The sequence below is a fragment of the Streptomyces sp. NPDC090108 genome (genome assembly GCF_044747185.1).
In the GTDB taxonomy this organism is placed as follows: domain Bacteria; phylum Actinomycetota; class Actinomycetes; order Streptomycetales; family Streptomycetaceae; genus Streptomyces.
This window is the reverse complement of the sequence record NZ_JBIVDQ010000002.1, coordinates 83,533-97,755: the sequence shown is the minus strand read 5'-3', so window position 1 is coordinate 97,755 and position 14,223 is coordinate 83,533. Positions and strand designations below refer to the sequence as shown.

At 73.1% G+C, this 14,223-nt stretch carries 11 protein-coding genes; 3 read left to right on the top strand and 8 right to left on the bottom strand.

Going from position 1 to position 14,223, the window contains the following annotated elements; translation table 11 throughout:
* The first annotated feature begins 172 nt into the window (after positions 1–172).
* Together ACIPRD_RS05790 and ACIPRD_RS05785 are read left to right on the top strand one after the other, a co-directional pair.
* Positions 173–1,351, top strand: coding sequence for a Glu/Leu/Phe/Val dehydrogenase dimerization domain-containing protein (locus ACIPRD_RS05790; RefSeq protein WP_401560217.1), 1,179 nt, complete (start codon positions 173–175; stop codon positions 1,349–1,351).
* A 128-nt stretch (positions 1,352–1,479) separates the two neighbouring features.
* Positions 1,480–2,100, top strand: coding sequence for a TetR family transcriptional regulator C-terminal domain-containing protein (locus ACIPRD_RS05785; RefSeq protein WP_356411003.1), 621 nt, complete (start codon positions 1,480–1,482; stop codon positions 2,098–2,100).
* 145 nt (positions 2,101–2,245) lie between these two features.
* Here the strand turns inward: ACIPRD_RS05785 and ACIPRD_RS05780 are convergent, their stop codons facing one another.
* Positions 2,246–3,031 (bottom strand): SGNH/GDSL hydrolase family protein, encoded by a 786-nt coding sequence (locus tag ACIPRD_RS05780; protein ID WP_356411029.1) that lies wholly within the window; start codon positions 3,029–3,031, stop codon positions 2,246–2,248.
* Between the two features lie 325 nt (positions 3,032–3,356).
* Between ACIPRD_RS05780 and ACIPRD_RS05775 the strand changes: the two genes are divergently transcribed.
* Entirely contained in the window at positions 3,357–4,154 is a 798-nt protein-coding gene (locus ACIPRD_RS05775; RefSeq protein WP_401560214.1) for a tyrosine-protein phosphatase, read from the top strand.
* A gap of 110 nt (positions 4,155–4,264) precedes the next feature.
* On the opposite strand, the gene ACIPRD_RS05770 is transcribed toward ACIPRD_RS05775, so the two are convergent.
* The 7 genes from ACIPRD_RS05770 to hpnH all read right to left on the bottom strand — a co-directional run bounded on the left by ACIPRD_RS05770 (position 4,265) and on the right by hpnH (position 14,220).
* Entirely contained in the window at positions 4,265–4,393 is a 129-nt protein-coding gene (locus ACIPRD_RS05770; RefSeq protein WP_356411009.1) for a DUF6126 family protein, read from the bottom strand.
* Positions 4,390–5,028: an XRE family transcriptional regulator gene (locus ACIPRD_RS05765; RefSeq protein WP_356411012.1), complete on the bottom strand. Its 639-nt coding sequence runs from the start codon at positions 5,026–5,028 to the stop codon at positions 4,390–4,392. The genes ACIPRD_RS05770 and ACIPRD_RS05765 overlap by 4 nt, the downstream gene beginning before the upstream one ends.
* Before the next feature lie 109 nt (positions 5,029–5,137).
* Positions 5,138–8,614, bottom strand: coding sequence for a hypothetical protein (locus ACIPRD_RS05760; protein WP_401560210.1), 3,477 nt, complete (start codon positions 8,612–8,614; stop codon positions 5,138–5,140).
* Between the two features lie 111 nt (positions 8,615–8,725).
* Positions 8,726–10,111: an aspartate aminotransferase family protein gene (locus ACIPRD_RS05755; protein ID WP_401560207.1), complete on the bottom strand. Its 1,386-nt coding sequence runs from the start codon at positions 10,109–10,111 to the stop codon at positions 8,726–8,728.
* Positions 10,108–12,024 carry a 1-deoxy-D-xylulose-5-phosphate synthase gene (gene dxs, locus ACIPRD_RS05750; RefSeq protein WP_401560204.1) on the bottom strand — a complete coding sequence of 639 codons (1,917 nt, stop codon included), beginning with the start codon at positions 12,022–12,024 and terminating at the stop codon, positions 10,108–10,110. The genes ACIPRD_RS05755 and dxs overlap by 4 nt, the downstream gene beginning before the upstream one ends.
* Before the next feature lie 35 nt (positions 12,025–12,059).
* Positions 12,060–13,193 carry a flavodoxin-dependent (E)-4-hydroxy-3-methylbut-2-enyl-diphosphate synthase gene (gene ispG / locus ACIPRD_RS05745; protein WP_401560201.1) on the bottom strand — a complete coding sequence of 378 codons (1,134 nt, stop codon included), beginning with the start codon at positions 13,191–13,193 and terminating at the stop codon, positions 12,060–12,062.
* A 4-nt stretch (positions 13,194–13,197) separates the two neighbouring features.
* The gene (gene hpnH / locus ACIPRD_RS05740; protein ID WP_356399144.1) at positions 13,198–14,220 is read right to left on the bottom strand and encodes an adenosyl-hopene transferase HpnH; all 1,023 of its coding nucleotides are present in this window, start codon (positions 14,218–14,220) and stop codon (positions 13,198–13,200) included.
* Between the last annotated feature and the right edge of the window lie 3 nt (positions 14,221–14,223).

Sequence of the window (14,223 nt, the reverse complement as noted above, 5' to 3'; positions counted from 1 at the left end):
CAGCAGCCCTGGGGCCGGCGCTCCGCGGCCAGGGCTCGCGGGGCACCCGGGGTCGAGCCGCCGTGGCCCTCGGGCCGCCCCCGGGGATCCCGGCCGGCCCCGCCCACCGTTGACAGCGCCGGGAACCGCTCCGGATACTGACCCATCGTTCAGTATCCGGAGGAGACCCCGCATGACCGCCCCCCTGATCTCGCTCGTCTGGACCGACCACGTCACCGGCCGCCAGGGCTTCCTGGTCGTCGACCGGCTGGTACGGGGTGTGGCCAGTGGCGGGCTGCGCATGCGGCCGGGCTGCACCCTGGAGGAGGTCACCGGGCTCGCCCGCGGCATGACGATGAAGGAGGCCCTGCACTACGACCCCCAGGGCCGTTACGTCCCCCTGGGCGGTGCCAAGGGCGGCATCGACTGCGACCCCCGCGACCCGGAGGCGTACGGGCTGCTGGTCCGCTATCTGCGCGCCATGCGGCCGCATGTCGAGAGCTTCTGGACCACCGGCGAGGACCTCGGGCTCACCCAGGACCTGGTGGACCGCGCGGCGGCGGAGGCCGGCCTGGTCTCCTCGATCCAGGCCGTGTACCCGCTGCTGGACGACGAGGCCGCCGCCCGGAAGCGGCTCGCGGACGCCTTCGCGGTCGACGTGGACGGCATCGGCCTGGACGAGCTCGTCGGCGGCTGCGGCGTCGCCGAGTCGGTGCTCGCGGCCCTCGACCGGGCGTCCGTGGCGTACCGGGGCGCCCGGGTCGCCGTGCAGGGATTCGGCACCATGGGCGGGGCCACGGCGCGTTTCCTCGCCCGCGCGGGCCTGACCGTGGTGGCCGTGGCCGACGTGAAGGGGACCCTCGCCGACCCCGCGGGGCTCGACGTCGAGGCACTGCTGGCCGCGCGGGACGCGTACGGCACCGTCGACCGCGCCGCGCTGCGCCCCGGTTTCCGTGAGCTGCCGGGCGACGCCTGGCTCTCCGCCGACGTGGACGTGCTGGTGCCCGCCGCCGTGTCGTACGCCATCGGACCGGCCGACCACGAGCGGATCAAGGCCCGTTGGATCGTCGAGGCGGCCAACATGCCCGTACTGCCCGAGGCGGAGGAACTGCTCGCCGCGCGCGGTGTGACGGTACTGCCCGACGTGGTGGTCAACTCCGGTACGAACGCGTGGTGGTGGTGGACCCTGTTCGGTGACATCGGCCCGGACGCCGACGAGGCGTTCGCCCGCGTCCGCCGTTCGATGCGCACGCTCATCGATCTGATGCTGGCCCGCGCGGAGGCCGACGGCACGACGCCGCGCGCCGCCGCGCACGCCCTGGTGGCCGACCGGCTGCCGGTGATCGCGGACCGCTTCGGCTGGTACCGGTGACGGACCCGCTTCGGCTGGCACCCGTCACGGACACGCCTCGGCTGGACCGGTGACCGACCCGTTGCGCCGGCACCCGTGACCGACCCGTTCCGCGCACCGCGTCCCTGTCCACGGAATAGGGTGACCGCGTGGCGAGAGTGCGGTTGAGCGTGGCCGAGCGGCGGGAGGAGCTGCTGCGGGCCGCCATCGGGCAGATCGAGGCGAAGGGCGTGGCGGCGGTCAGGATCGCCGACGTGGCCGCGGCGCTCGGGGTGAGCAACGCGCTGGTGCTGTACCACTTCTCGACCAAGGAGAAGCTGGTCTCCGCCGCGTTCGCCCACGCCGCCGAGGGCGACCTCGCGCATCTGCGCGGGCTGCTGGGCCGGCGTACGTCCGCGCTGCGCCGGCTGCGGGCGGCCGTACGGTGGTACGCGCCCACGGGGCAGGCCAAGGGCTGGCGGCTGTGGATCGAGGGCTGGGCGGTGTCGCTGCGCGAACCCGCGCTGCGGGAGGTCGCGCGGGACCTCGACCGGCGGTGGAAGGCCGAACTGGCCGGTGTCATCTCCGAGGGCGTGGCCGCGGGCGAGTTCGGCTGCGCGGATCCGGCGGGCGCGGCCCTGCGGCTGACGGCACTCCTGGACGGGCTGGCCGTGCAGGTGACGTCCTATCCGGGCGCGATCTCGCGAACTCGGGCCCTGGCCTGGGTGGATGAGGCCCTGGACCGTGAACTGGGCCTGGGACACGGCACGTCCGCCACGCCGGAGGCGTGAGCGCGCCGGGTCGGTGGACGAACCGAATCGGTCCGGCGGCGCACCGGGACCGGGACCCGCGAACCCGGGTGGGCGGCGGCCCGTCGCACCCCTACGGGTGTCCGGCCGCCGCCTGTCCGCGCTCGCGCGGCCCGGGGCGAGAGGGTCAGGCCACCGCCGCGATCCGCATCTTGATGTCGTCGGGCGACAGGGCGCCCTTCGCCGTCACGTGGTCGCCGGAGGACTCGCCGCGCAGGCGCCGGCCGATCCAGGGAGCCAGGTACTCACGGGCCCAGTGCACGTCGTCGCGGCGGATCTCCAGCGTGCCGCGGGGCGGGAGCGGCGGCCAGGGCTGCTCGGGGTCGGCCGGTACCCGCATGCCGAGGACCTGGCCCGCGCGCAGCGCCACGCGGGTGTGCCCCTCGGGCGAGAGGTGCAGCCGGTCGTCGTCCCAGGCCCTGCGGTCCTGAACGGACTTCAGGGACCACAGGTCGAGCACGGGGCAGCCGTACCGGTCGGCGATGGCGCGCACATGCCCGTTGTACGTGGCTATCTTGCCCCGCAGATGCTTGAAGACCGGGACGCCGCGGGTGTCGAACCCGGTCGTCACCAGCACGGTCCCCACGGCCTCGGTCAGCTGGGCCACGGCCCGCTCGAAGCGCTCGGCGACCTCGTCCGGGTCGGTGCCGGGACGGATGATGTCGTTGCCGCCCGCGCAGAAGGAGACGAGGTCCGGCGCCGTCCGCAGGACCCTCGGCACCTGTTCGGCCACGATCTGGTCGAGCAGCCTGCCACGCACGGCCAGGTTCGTGTACGCGAAGTCGCCCTCGGGCCGCCGGTCGGCGAGCAGGACCGCGAAGCGGTCGGCCCATCCGACGAAGGCCCCGTCGGGGCCGGGGTCGCCAACACCCTCGGTGAAGCTGTCCCCCACCGCCACGTACGACCCGATCACTGATCTGTTGTCATTCTTCGAATCGTCTGCCACGGAGATCCATGATTCACCCTGGATGTGACCTACGCGACCGTAGGAAGGGGTTGACGGTGGGTGAGATAAGACACTCATAAATGATTTGCCATCCAGGAATAGCCGTCGGCACGGCCGCGTTGACACTGTGATCGCCGGGAACGCGCCCGCGACAGCGCGGGCGCCATGAAGTCCCTTATCCGCTGGTCGCCGTGCCTGTGGACAACTCGCCGGCCGGAGACACCCATGTCGTATCGTCGACTCAGCGCCCGTCGGTGATCAGCGTCGGCGGGGCCGACCGGGAGGAGCCCCCGTGACGCAGCAGGTCCCGTCGACCGAGCCCGAGCTGACCGGAGTCCGCAACTTCCGCGACGTGGGCGGACTGCCGACCGTGGACGGGCGCAGCGTGCGCCACGGTGTGCTGTTCCGCAGCGGGCACCTCGCCCACGCCACCGACAAGGACACGGCCTTCCTCGCCTCCCTGGGCCTGCACACGGTCTTCGACTTCCGCAACAGCGCCGACCAGCAGCTGGAGGGTCCGGACGTCGAACTGCCGGGCGTGCGGAACGTGAACCTGCCGCTGAGCGACCCGGCGGACGGCGCCGAGTTCTGGAAGATGGTCCGCGACGGCGACCTCGAACAACTGCGCGGGATACTCGCGAACGGCAAGGGCGCGGACCGGATGATCACCTCCTACCGCAGGATCGTCAAGGACCGCACCGCCGAGCACGCGCAGGTGCTGCACGCCCTCGCGGCGGACAGCGTGCCGGCGCTGATGCACTGCGCGGCGGGCAAGGACCGCGCCGGCATCTCCATAGCGGTGACGCTGCTGGCGGTGGGCGTGGAGCGCGAGGCGATCACCGCCGACTATCTGGAGTCCAACGCCAGGCACCGCCGTTACAAGGTGCGCCGCAGCGGTGATCAGGACACCGCGTACACGCCCGAGGTGATGGAGCTGCTCAGCCCGCTGTTCGAGGCGCGCGCGGAGTACCTGTCGGCGGCCTTCGCGAGCATCGAGGAGACGTGGGGCGGGACCGAGGCCTACCTGGAGCGCGGTCTGGGACTCACCCCCGCGCACCGGGAGCGGCTGCGCGAGCGGTTCCTGGACTGAGCCCCGGGCGGTTCCCGGACCGAGCCCGGGCGGTGGACCGAGCCCGGGCGACGGAGACTCCGGCCGCCGCCCTCAGCTCGCCCCCGGGTCACCCTCATGTGCCCCTCAGCTCACCCCCCGTTCTTCGCGCCCAGCGTGAAGAGCAGGAAGAGGAACGCGGCCAGCACGTGCCCCAGGGCGATGTAGATGATCAGGCGGATCCACAGGGAGCGCGGGAACTTCTCTTCGAGGTCGCTCATGGCAGCTCTCCGGTCAGCGGGCCCAGGCACAGCGTGGCCGTGGGGCTCTGCAGCAGGGTGTGGACGAACAGGAGCTCGACGCCGTCGTGGTCCTCGGCGGCGAGGCGGTGCGGGGTGAGGGAGTCGAAGTGGGCGCTGTCGCCGGGCGCGAGCAGATGCGCGGTGTCGCCGAGCCGCAGCCTGAGCCGTCCCTTCAGGACGTACAGCCACTCCTCGCCGGGGTGGACGCGCACCACGTCGCCCTGGGCGCCGTACGGCACCTGCACGCGCAGCGCCTGCATACCGCGCCCGGGGGACCCGGCCTGGAGGTAGGTCCAGCCGCCCGCGCGGGTCGGCTCCATGTCGGCGGCGCGCACGATGGCGTCCCGGTCGGCGACGGCCTCGCCGAGCAGGTCCGATACCGTCGTACCGTAGATACGGGCGAGCGCGAGCAGCATCGGCAGCGAGGGCTGGCGCTGACCGGTCTCCAGCCGGGAGAGATGGGCCGGTGAGAGGCCGGCCGAGCGGGCGGCGGCCTCCAGGGTGAGCCCGGCGCGTCGGCGCAGGGCCCGCAACTGGGGTGCCACGGCGGGCAGTTCGCCGCCGGATCCCGCATCGCCCGGGCCTGTCGAAGGCCCGGCTTCTGAGGCGTTCATGCCTCTATTCAGCCGCAGAATTGCCTCTGCGGCAATTTTGTTGCCCCAGAGGCAAAAAGACGGTCGGGGGCACTGATCGCCCGCGCTCCCCCGGCGGCCCCGGCCACGCTCACTCGTGGTCCGTCAGGGTGTGGAGCGCCGCGTACCGCACGTCGGGGCTCGGATGGCGGCGCAGCAGCGTGAGCACGGACCGCCAGCCGGCGGGCCACTTCAGCTGGGCGCCGACCGAGTTCACGAGCGTGGCGGCGAGCAGGCCGGCGGCGGGGCCGCCGTCGCGGGCCAGGGTGCCGGCGGCGGCCTCCAGCGCCTCGGCGCGCTCCGGTTCGGGACCACGCTGCCAGTCGAACGGGCGCAGGCGTTCCGCGATCTTCGCGGCGACGGTCACGCCCGTGCCGTCCAGGGCCTGTGCCAGGTCCCGCAGCCTGCCGAGGAGGCCGGCCGCCTCCTCGGTCCGCTCGACGAGCAGACGCAGCAGATCGGCGCGCTCGGCGGCCAGCAGGGGTTCGGCGGCCAGCTGTGCCACGAGTGTCTCGGCCTGCGCGCTCGCTCCGGTACCCGGCGCCACCAGGATCCGCAGCCGCTGCAGCGCCGGCAGGTCGCGGTCCTCCAGCGCCTCGGCGCCGCCCGCCGGGGTGTGCACGGCGGCCAGCAGGGTCGCCACGGCTCCGTGCAGCACGCTGCCGGGTGCCGCGCCGCCCGCCGGATGCGGCAGCGCGGACCAGGCCAGGTCGTGCAGGACACGCGCGGCGGCCTGCCAGTGCGGACGGTCCGTCAGGTCGACGGCCGTGCCGGCGATCCGGTCCGCCAGTGCGGGGTCGTGGCGGGCCCAGCCGGCCACCGCCACCAGCATGCCGTGGCAGCCGTGGTGTTCGTAGGAGGCCAGGCACGCGTCGTAGGCGGTGCCGACGACGGCGGCGTAGTCGGCGCGGTGGCCCTCCGCCAGTCCCCAGGGGGAGGCGGTCACGAGGGCCTGGAGCACGGGCGCGGAGTCGTCCCGCGCGGCGTCCCGCAGGAGGTCCCAGGCCTCCGGCGCGCCCAGCAGCGGCGGCAGGGCGCGTACGACGGCGCAGCGCACGTCGGGGTGCGCGCCGGGCGTGTGGAAGGCGCCCGACAGGAGGGCCACCGTCCGCCGGGCCGGCAGGAAGCGGGCGGCGAGCCGTACGGCCTCCTTGCGCGAGGTCACCTTCGCGGGCCGCTCCCCCGTCAGCAGTTCCTCCAGCACCGGGGCCAGCCGGGACGGGGCGGTGCGGCGTGCGGCGCGGGCGGCCGCGTGGACGGCGACCCGGGCGCGGTCGCCGCCGGCCTCCTGGAGCAGCACCGGCAGGGAGTGCTGGGGCTGCTCGGTCCGGGACAGCGCGGCGAGCGCCGCTTCCGCCAGCAGCACGTCGGCGTCGTCCTTGTACCGCATCGCCAGGGCGTGGCCCAGCTCGGGGACGGGTGCCGCGGCGAGGATCGCGGCGGCCCGGTCGTCCAGGGGCAGGGCGGTGTCCGCCGCCGTGTGCCCGGCGATCTCCACCGCGCGCCGCTGCTGGCGGGGCAGCCAGCGGCCCGCGTCGGCGAGATCCGGGAGCGGGGCCCTGGCGCCGGGCACCAGGAAGCGTCCGGCGGGCGGGGCGGCGGCGAGGAGCGCGTCCAGCAGGTCGGTGCGGCGCCGGGAGAGCTCACGCCGTACGACGGGCAGGACGACCGCCGAGGGCTCCAGCGCGATGACGCGGGCCAGCCGTTCGTCCCGGGTCGCGGGTGCGGCGAGCCACAGCCCGGCGGCGGCCTCGAAGGCCGTGTCGTCGCCGCGCTCCAGGGCGTCGGCGAGCATCTCCTGGAGCCGGGGCATCCGCCGGGCGCGCGGCCCGAACGCGGCGGCGAGGCCCAGCAGCAGCCGGAAGTCGGACCGCTGCGCCGCGGCCTCCAGCCAGGGGCGCAGCGCCTCGAACACCTGGTGCTCCTGGCCGCGCCGCAGAACCCTGTGCAGGGGGCCGAAGCGCGGCACGCCGAGCCGGCCCGTCATCCGCTCCAGGGTGCGCAGCGCCCAGTCGCTCAGGGCCGTCGCGTCGGTGGCACGGGCAGCGGGGCCGGTGCCGTCGCCGGAGGCGGCGGCGCGCACGTCGGAGCCGGGGACGGCGGCGGGAACGGCCTCGGCGGCGGGGGCGGCGGCGTGCGCGACCAGCACGCGCTCGGCGAGGGTGCGCAGCGCGGTCAGGGAGCGGTGCGAGCAGTCGCGTGCCTGCAGGGCGTCGGTGGCGAGCCGGTCGAGCCGCGCCGCGTGGCCGGGGGCGAACAGGTGCGCCGGGACCTCGGCGAGTGCCTGGAGCGCGGCGGCGCGCACGGGGTCCTGGTCGTTGCGCAGCCGCTCCGTCAGGTCGAGCACCTCGGTGAGCGGCCCGCTGCCGCCGTCCAGGGCGGCGCACTTCACCAGCACCGGCCAGCCGGCGGCGCGGTCGTCGGCGTCGGGGCGGCGGATCTCGGTGAGCAGCGCCTGGCGTGCCTCGTCGAACGGTCCGTGGGCGAGGGTGTCCAGTTCGTCCCACGCGTTGAGGCCGCCGGTGAAGGAGGCGGCCGCGCGGCGCACTTCGGCCCAGCGGCGCTCGCGGGGCAGCAGTCCGAGGTGGTGGAGGGCCCACTGCTCGCGGTCTCCGGGCACGAGGACCGCGTCGAGGAAGGCCGGACGCCGGCCGGGGGGCATCGCCTTGAGCAGGGCCGCGAAGGGTGCCCCGCGGTTCAGCCAGTACCGCCCGAGCCGGGGCAGGGACTCCGGGGCGGCGCGTACCAGGGCGCGCAGGACGCCGGGCGGCAGCGGGGGTTCGTAGCGCTGCCGCTCGCGGCCGGGGGCGACGATCCAGCGGACCAGGCGCTCGGCGTCGGCCGCGACGAGCGCGCCGAGGCCGTTGCGGAGTCCGAGGGGCAGGACTGTCGGTCCGTACCGTTCCAGAAGGGTCATCACCCGCTCGGGGTGGCCGGCGGCCAGGGCGGCGACCGTGGTGGCGTTCAGCCGCCACCACGCGTCGCGCTCCAGGGTGCCGGCGCGGCCGGCCGACTCGCGTTCGAGGAGGTCGAGTACCGGGCCGGGGTGGCGGCGCGCGAGCCTCGTCCAGCCGTCGACGGCGTACGCGAGCCGGGGCAGTTCGCGGGCGGCGTACTCGGCGGAGCACGCGGGGAGCAGGCGGGCCGCCTCCGCGTCGCCCCACTCCGCGCCCAGCCGCGCCGCGAGCCGTTCGGCGAGCGCGGTGCGGCCGTCGGCGGCGATCACCGCGGCCAGCCGTCTCCGCAGCGCCGCCGGGGCGTCCTCGTACGCCGCCTCCACCGCCTCGTCGGGGACGGGCAGGACGCGCACGGCGCGCAGGGCGTACCCGGCGACGACGGGGTCGGGGTCGGTCAGCCGTCCGGCGAGGTGTCCGGCGTCTCCTGCGGCGAGGGCGGCGAGCGCCGCGAGCCGGCGCTCGTAGGGGCCGCGCGCGTCGAGGTCGGCCAGCAGGGCGCCGAGCCGGCCCTCGTCGGCGAGGCGGCGGGCCGTACGGGCGGTGAGCGTGAGCCGGGCCGGGAACGGCAGCGGTTCGAGTGCGGTGATCAGGTCGTCCCCGGTGGTAGGCATACGCCGAATTGTCGCAGAACAAGATCGGTAGATGCGAACGGATATACGAGACATGCGGCCGGGGCTCCGGTCCGTTCCCGGTCCGTGCGCCCCGGCCGCGGGTCCACGGCGTCAGCGGTTGGCCACCGCCTGCTTGATGAGGGTCCTGCCGAAGTCCCACATCAGGCCGCCGCCGCTGTGCGCGTCGTCCATGACGGCGGTGAAGGCGTCGACGAACCGGTCGACGTCGGCCTCGTCCAGGATCAGCGGCGGGATCAGTTTGATGACTTCCAGGTGGTCGCCGGAGACCTGGGTGAGGATGCGGTGCCGTTGCAGCAGAGGTACGACGACCATCTGGGCGAACAGGCCCTTGCGGGCGGTCTGGAGCATGGTCCAGCGGCTGCGCAGCTTCAGCGAGGCGGGCCTGCCGAACTCGATGCCGATCATCAGGCCCCGGCCGCGGACGTCGGCGAGGAGTTCGTACTTGTCGGTCAGTGCGGTGAGCCGGGACTTCAGCAGCTCGCCGGTGGCCCGGGCGCGGGCGACGATCCGGTCGTCCTCCATGACGGACAGCACGGCCAGACCGGCGGCCATCGCCTGGGCGTTGGAGCCGAAGCTCGCGGAGTGGACCAGGACGCGGTCCATGGACGAGTAGACCTTCTTGAAGATCCAGTCCTTGCCGAGGGTCGCGCCGACCGGCACGTAGCCGCCGGAGAGCGCCTTGGCCACGCAGACCAGGTCGGGCTCGACGCCGTCCTCGTGCTGGTAGGCGTAGAAGTCGCCGGTGCGGCCGAGTCCGGTCTGCACCTCGTCGGCGATGAGCAGCGCCTTGTGCTTGTGGAGCAGTTCCTGGGCGGCTCGCAGATAGCCGGGCGGTGCCTCGTGGACGCCCTTGCCCTGGATCGGTTCGACGATCAGGGCGGCGACGTCGCCCTTCTTCAACTCCTTTGCGAGGGCGTCGAGATCGCCGAGGGGCACGGCGGTGTCGGGCAGCAGCGGGGCGAAGCCGTCCCGGAAGCCGCCCTCGCCGTTGACCGACAGCGATCCGGTGGTCAGGCCGTGGAAGGCGTGGTCGCAGTACAGGATCCGCGGTCTGCCGGTGGCGTACCGGGCGAACTTCAGGGCGGTCTCGACGGCCTCGGTGCCGCTGTTGCCGAAGAACACGCGGTCCAGGTGCGGGCTGTGGGCCAGCAGCCGTTCGGCGAGCAGGCCGGGCAGCGGCGGGCAGTCGAAGCGGGTGAGGTCGGCGAGGCTCAGGTCCAGCACGTCGTGCAGCGCCTTGCGGACGACCGGGTGGTGACGGCCGAGGCCCATCACCCCGAACCCGGCGAGCATGTCCAGGTAGTCGTTGCCGTCGGTGTCGAAGAAGTGGGCGCCCTCGGCCCGTTCGTAGTCCTTGTCGAAGCCGATGGTGTGCAGCATGCGCGGCAGCTGCGGGTTGAGGTACTTCGCGTGCAGCTCGTAGCGTGCCGCCCCGCGCTCGGCGAGGAGGGCGCCGAGGTCGAACTCCGTGGTCATTCCCTCTCCTTGGCTGTGCCGTCGGCGTCCGCCGCGCCTCTGGCGTCCATGACGGCCAGGCTCGCGCCGATCCGCCCCGCGATCTCGACGGGTGTGAGACCGATGTCGGCCAGCACCTCGCCGCGCTTGGCGTGCGCGAGGAACTGTTCCGGAATGCCGAAGCGCCGTACCGGCACGTCCACGTCGGCGTCGCCGAGGGCCAGCGCGACGGCCGAACCGACCCCCGCCGCGCGGCTGTTGTCCTCCACGACGGCGACCAGGCGGTGGGCCGCGGCGAGGCCCGGCAGGGCGGGGTCGACGGGCTTGACCCAGCGGGGGTCCACCACCGCGCAGTCGATGCCGCGGGCCGCCAGCAGGTCGGCGGCCTGGAGGCACACCGTCGCCATCACGCCGACGGCGACCAGCAGCACGTCCGGCCGTTCGGCGCGGCGCAGGAGGTCCATGCCGCCGATCCGGTCCAGCGCCGGGATCTCGGGGCCCGCCGACTCCTTCGGGAAGCGGATCAGGGTGGGCGCGTCGTCCACGGCGACCGCCTCGCGCAACTGGGCACGGAGCTGGGCGGCGTCGCGCGGGGCGGCGATCCGGAGGCCGGGCACGACCTGGAGGACGGACATGTCCCACATGCCGTTGTGGGAGGCGCCGTCCACCCCGGTGACGCCCGCCCGGTCCAGGACGAAGGTCACCCCGCAGCGGTGCAGGGCCACGTCCATCAGCAGTTGGTCGAAGGCACGGTTGAGGAAGGTGGCGTAGACGGCGAAGACGGGGTGCAGTCCGCCGGTGGCGAGGCCGGCCGCGCTGACGGCCGCGTGCTGCTCGGCGATGCCCACGTCCCAGACGCGGTCGGGAAAGCGCTCGGCGAACCGGCCGAGGCCGACCGGGTGCAGCATGGCCGCCGTGATCGCGACGACGTCGTCGCGTTCCTCGCCGATCCGCACGATCTCGTCGCCGAACACCGAGGTCCACGAGGGCCCTTCGGGCGGGGCGAGCGGGGCGCAGGTCAGCGGGTCCATCACGCCGACGGTGTGGAAGTGGTCCTCCTCGTGCGCGAGGGCGGGGCCGTAGCCGCGGCCCTTCTCGGTGAGGCAGTGGACCAGGACCGGGCCGTGGAAGCGTTTGGCGCGGCGCAGCGCGGACTCCATGGCGCCGATGTCGTGGCCGTCGATCGGGCCGACGTACTTCAGGCCGAGGTCCTCGAACATGCCCTGCGGGGCGAAGGCGTCCTTGAAGCCCTTCTTCGCGCCGTGCAGGGCCTCGTAGAGGGGGTGTCCGACGACCGGGGTGCGCAGCAGCACGTCCTTGCCCCAGGCGAGGACCTTCTCGTAGCCGTCGGTGGTGCGCAGGGTGGCCAGGTGGTCGGCGAGACCGCCGATGGTGGGGGCGTACGACCGCTCGTTGTCGTTGACGACGATGATCAGCGGCCGGTCCTTGGCCGCCGCGATGTTGTTCAGCGCCTCCCAGGCCATGCCGCCGGTCAGCGCGCCGTCGCCGATGACCGCGACCACGTGGCCCCGCTCCCCCAGCACCTTGCGGGCCTTGGCGAGTCCGTCGGCCCAGCCGAGGGCGGTGGAGGCGTGCGAGTTCTCGATGACGTCGTGCTCGGACTCCTCGCGCGAGGGGTAGCCGGACAGGCCGCCCTTGCCGCGCAGCTTGGAGAAATCCTGACGCCCTGTCAGCAGTTTGTGGACATAGCTCTGGTGGCCGGTGTCCCACAGGATGCGGTCGACCGGTGACTCGAAGACCCGGTGGAGCGCGATGGACAGTTCCACCACGCCCAGGTTGGGTCCGAGGTGGCCGCCGGTTCGCGCCACCGCGGTCACCAGGAACTCACGTACTTCGGCGGACAGTTCGCCGAGTTCCGCTTCCGAAAGCGCCTTCAGGTCGCGTGGTCCCCGGACAGTCTCCAGAATCGTCACGCCGGTCCCCCTCTCGGTTCGTTCCGTGCTGTTGCTCAACCCGCTTCGTCCGCCGGCTGCGCCTGTTCGGCGAGCTTCATGGCCTCCTCGATGAGGGTCTCCACGATCTTCGACTCGGGGACGGTCCTGATGACCTCGCCCTTGACGAAGATCTGGCCCTTGCCGTTGCCGGAGGCGACACCGAGGTCGGCCTCACGGGCCTCGCCGGGGCCGTTCACGACGCAGCCCATGACGGCGACGCGCAGCGGTACTTCCATGCCGTCCAGGCCGGCCGACACCTCGTCGGCCAGCTTGTAGACGTCCACCTGCGCCCGCCCGCAGGAGGGGCAGGAGACGATCTCCAGCCGCCGCTGCCGCAGCCCCAGGGACTCCAGGATCTGGATGCCGACCTTGACCTCCTCGACCGGCGGGGCCGACAGGGAGACACGGATGGTGTCGCCGATCCCGCGCGACAGCAGCGCCCCGAAGGCCACGGCCGACTTGACGGTCCCCTGGAAAGCGGGCCCCGCCTCCGTCACCCCCAGGTGCAGCGGGTAGTCGCTCTGGGCGGCGAGCTGCCGGTAGGCCTCGATCATGATGACCGGGTCGTTGTGCTTGACCGAGATCTTGATGTCGTGGAAGTCGTGCTCCTCGAACAGCGATGCCTCCCACAGCGCCGACTCGACCAGCGCCTCCGGCGTGGCCTTGCCGTACTTCTGCAGCAGACGCCGGTCCAGCGAACCCGCGTTGACCCCGATACGGATCGGCGTGCCGTGGTCGTTCGCGGCCCGCGCGATCTCCTTGACCTTGTCGTCGAACTGCTTGATGTTGCCCGGGTTCACCCGGACCGCCGCACAGCCCGCCTCGATGGCGGCGAACACGTACTTCGGCTGGAAGTGGATGTCCGCGATCACCGGGATCTGCGACTTCCGCGCGATCGTCGCCAGCGCGTCCGCGTCGTCCTGCGTCGGACAGGCCACCCGCACGATCTGGCAGCCCGACGCCGTCAGCTCCGCGATCTGCTGCAGGGTGGCACCGATGTCCGACGTACGGGTCGTCGTCATCGACTGCACCGACACCGGGGCTCCGCCCCCGACCGCCACCGGCCCGACATGGATCTGCCGCGACACGCGCCGCGGTGCGACCGGCCGGGCCGGTACCTCGGGGACACCCAAGGGAACGGCGGTCATGGCGTCACTCCCGGTTTCCGGAGACGGTCTCGCGCATGGCCCGCAGCGACTCCTTGAGGGAGCCCATCGTGGCGAGGACGGCCGTGGGCTCGTAGCCGCAGTGCGCCATGCAGTTGGCGCAGCGCGGGTCCTTGCCGCGGCCGTACTTGTCCCAGTCGGTCTTCTCGATGAGTTCGCGGTACGTCGGCACGTAGCCGTCGCTCATCAGGTAGCAGGGCCGCTGCCAGCCGAACAGCGAGTAGTTCGGGATCGCCCAGGCCGTGCACGGGAAGTCGACCTTGCCCTCCAGGAAGTCCAGGAAGAGCGGGGAGTGGTTGAGGCGCCAGCGCCGGCGGTTGCCGCCCGCGAAGGCCTTCTTGAACAGCTCGCGGGTCTGCTCGACGCCGAGGAAGTGCTCCTGGTCGGGTGCCTTCTCGTAGGCGTAGGCGGGCGAGATCATCATCTCGTCCACCTCGAGGTCGTCGTTGAGGAAGTTGAGCACCTCGACGATGGTCTGCGGGGTGTCGGTGTTGAAGAAGGTGGAGTTGGTGGTGACCCGGAAGCCGCGCCGCTTGGCCTCCTTGATGGCCTCCACGGCCTCGTCGAACACGCCCTCCTTCGCGACGGACTCGTCGTGCCGCTCCCGCAGGCCGTCGATGTGCACCGCGAAGGCGAAGTACGGCGAGGGCGTGAACTTCTCCATCTTCTTGCGCAGCAGCATGGCGTTGGTGCACAGGAAGACGTACTTCTTCTTCGCCACCAGCTGGCGCACGATCTCGTCGATGTGCGGGTGCATCAACGGTTCTCCACCGGCGATGGACACCATCGGCGCACCGGACTCCAGCACCGCGCCCACCGCCTGGGCCACCGGCATGCGCTGCTTGAGCACCCCGGCCGGGTGCTGGATCTTGCCGCAGCCCTCGCACTTGAGGTTGCAGGCGAACAGCGGTTCCAGCTCGACGATCAGCGGGAACTTGTCCCGCTTGCGCAGCTTCTGTTCAGCCAGGTATGTAGCGACCTTGATGGACTGACGCAACGGCATGGCCATCTG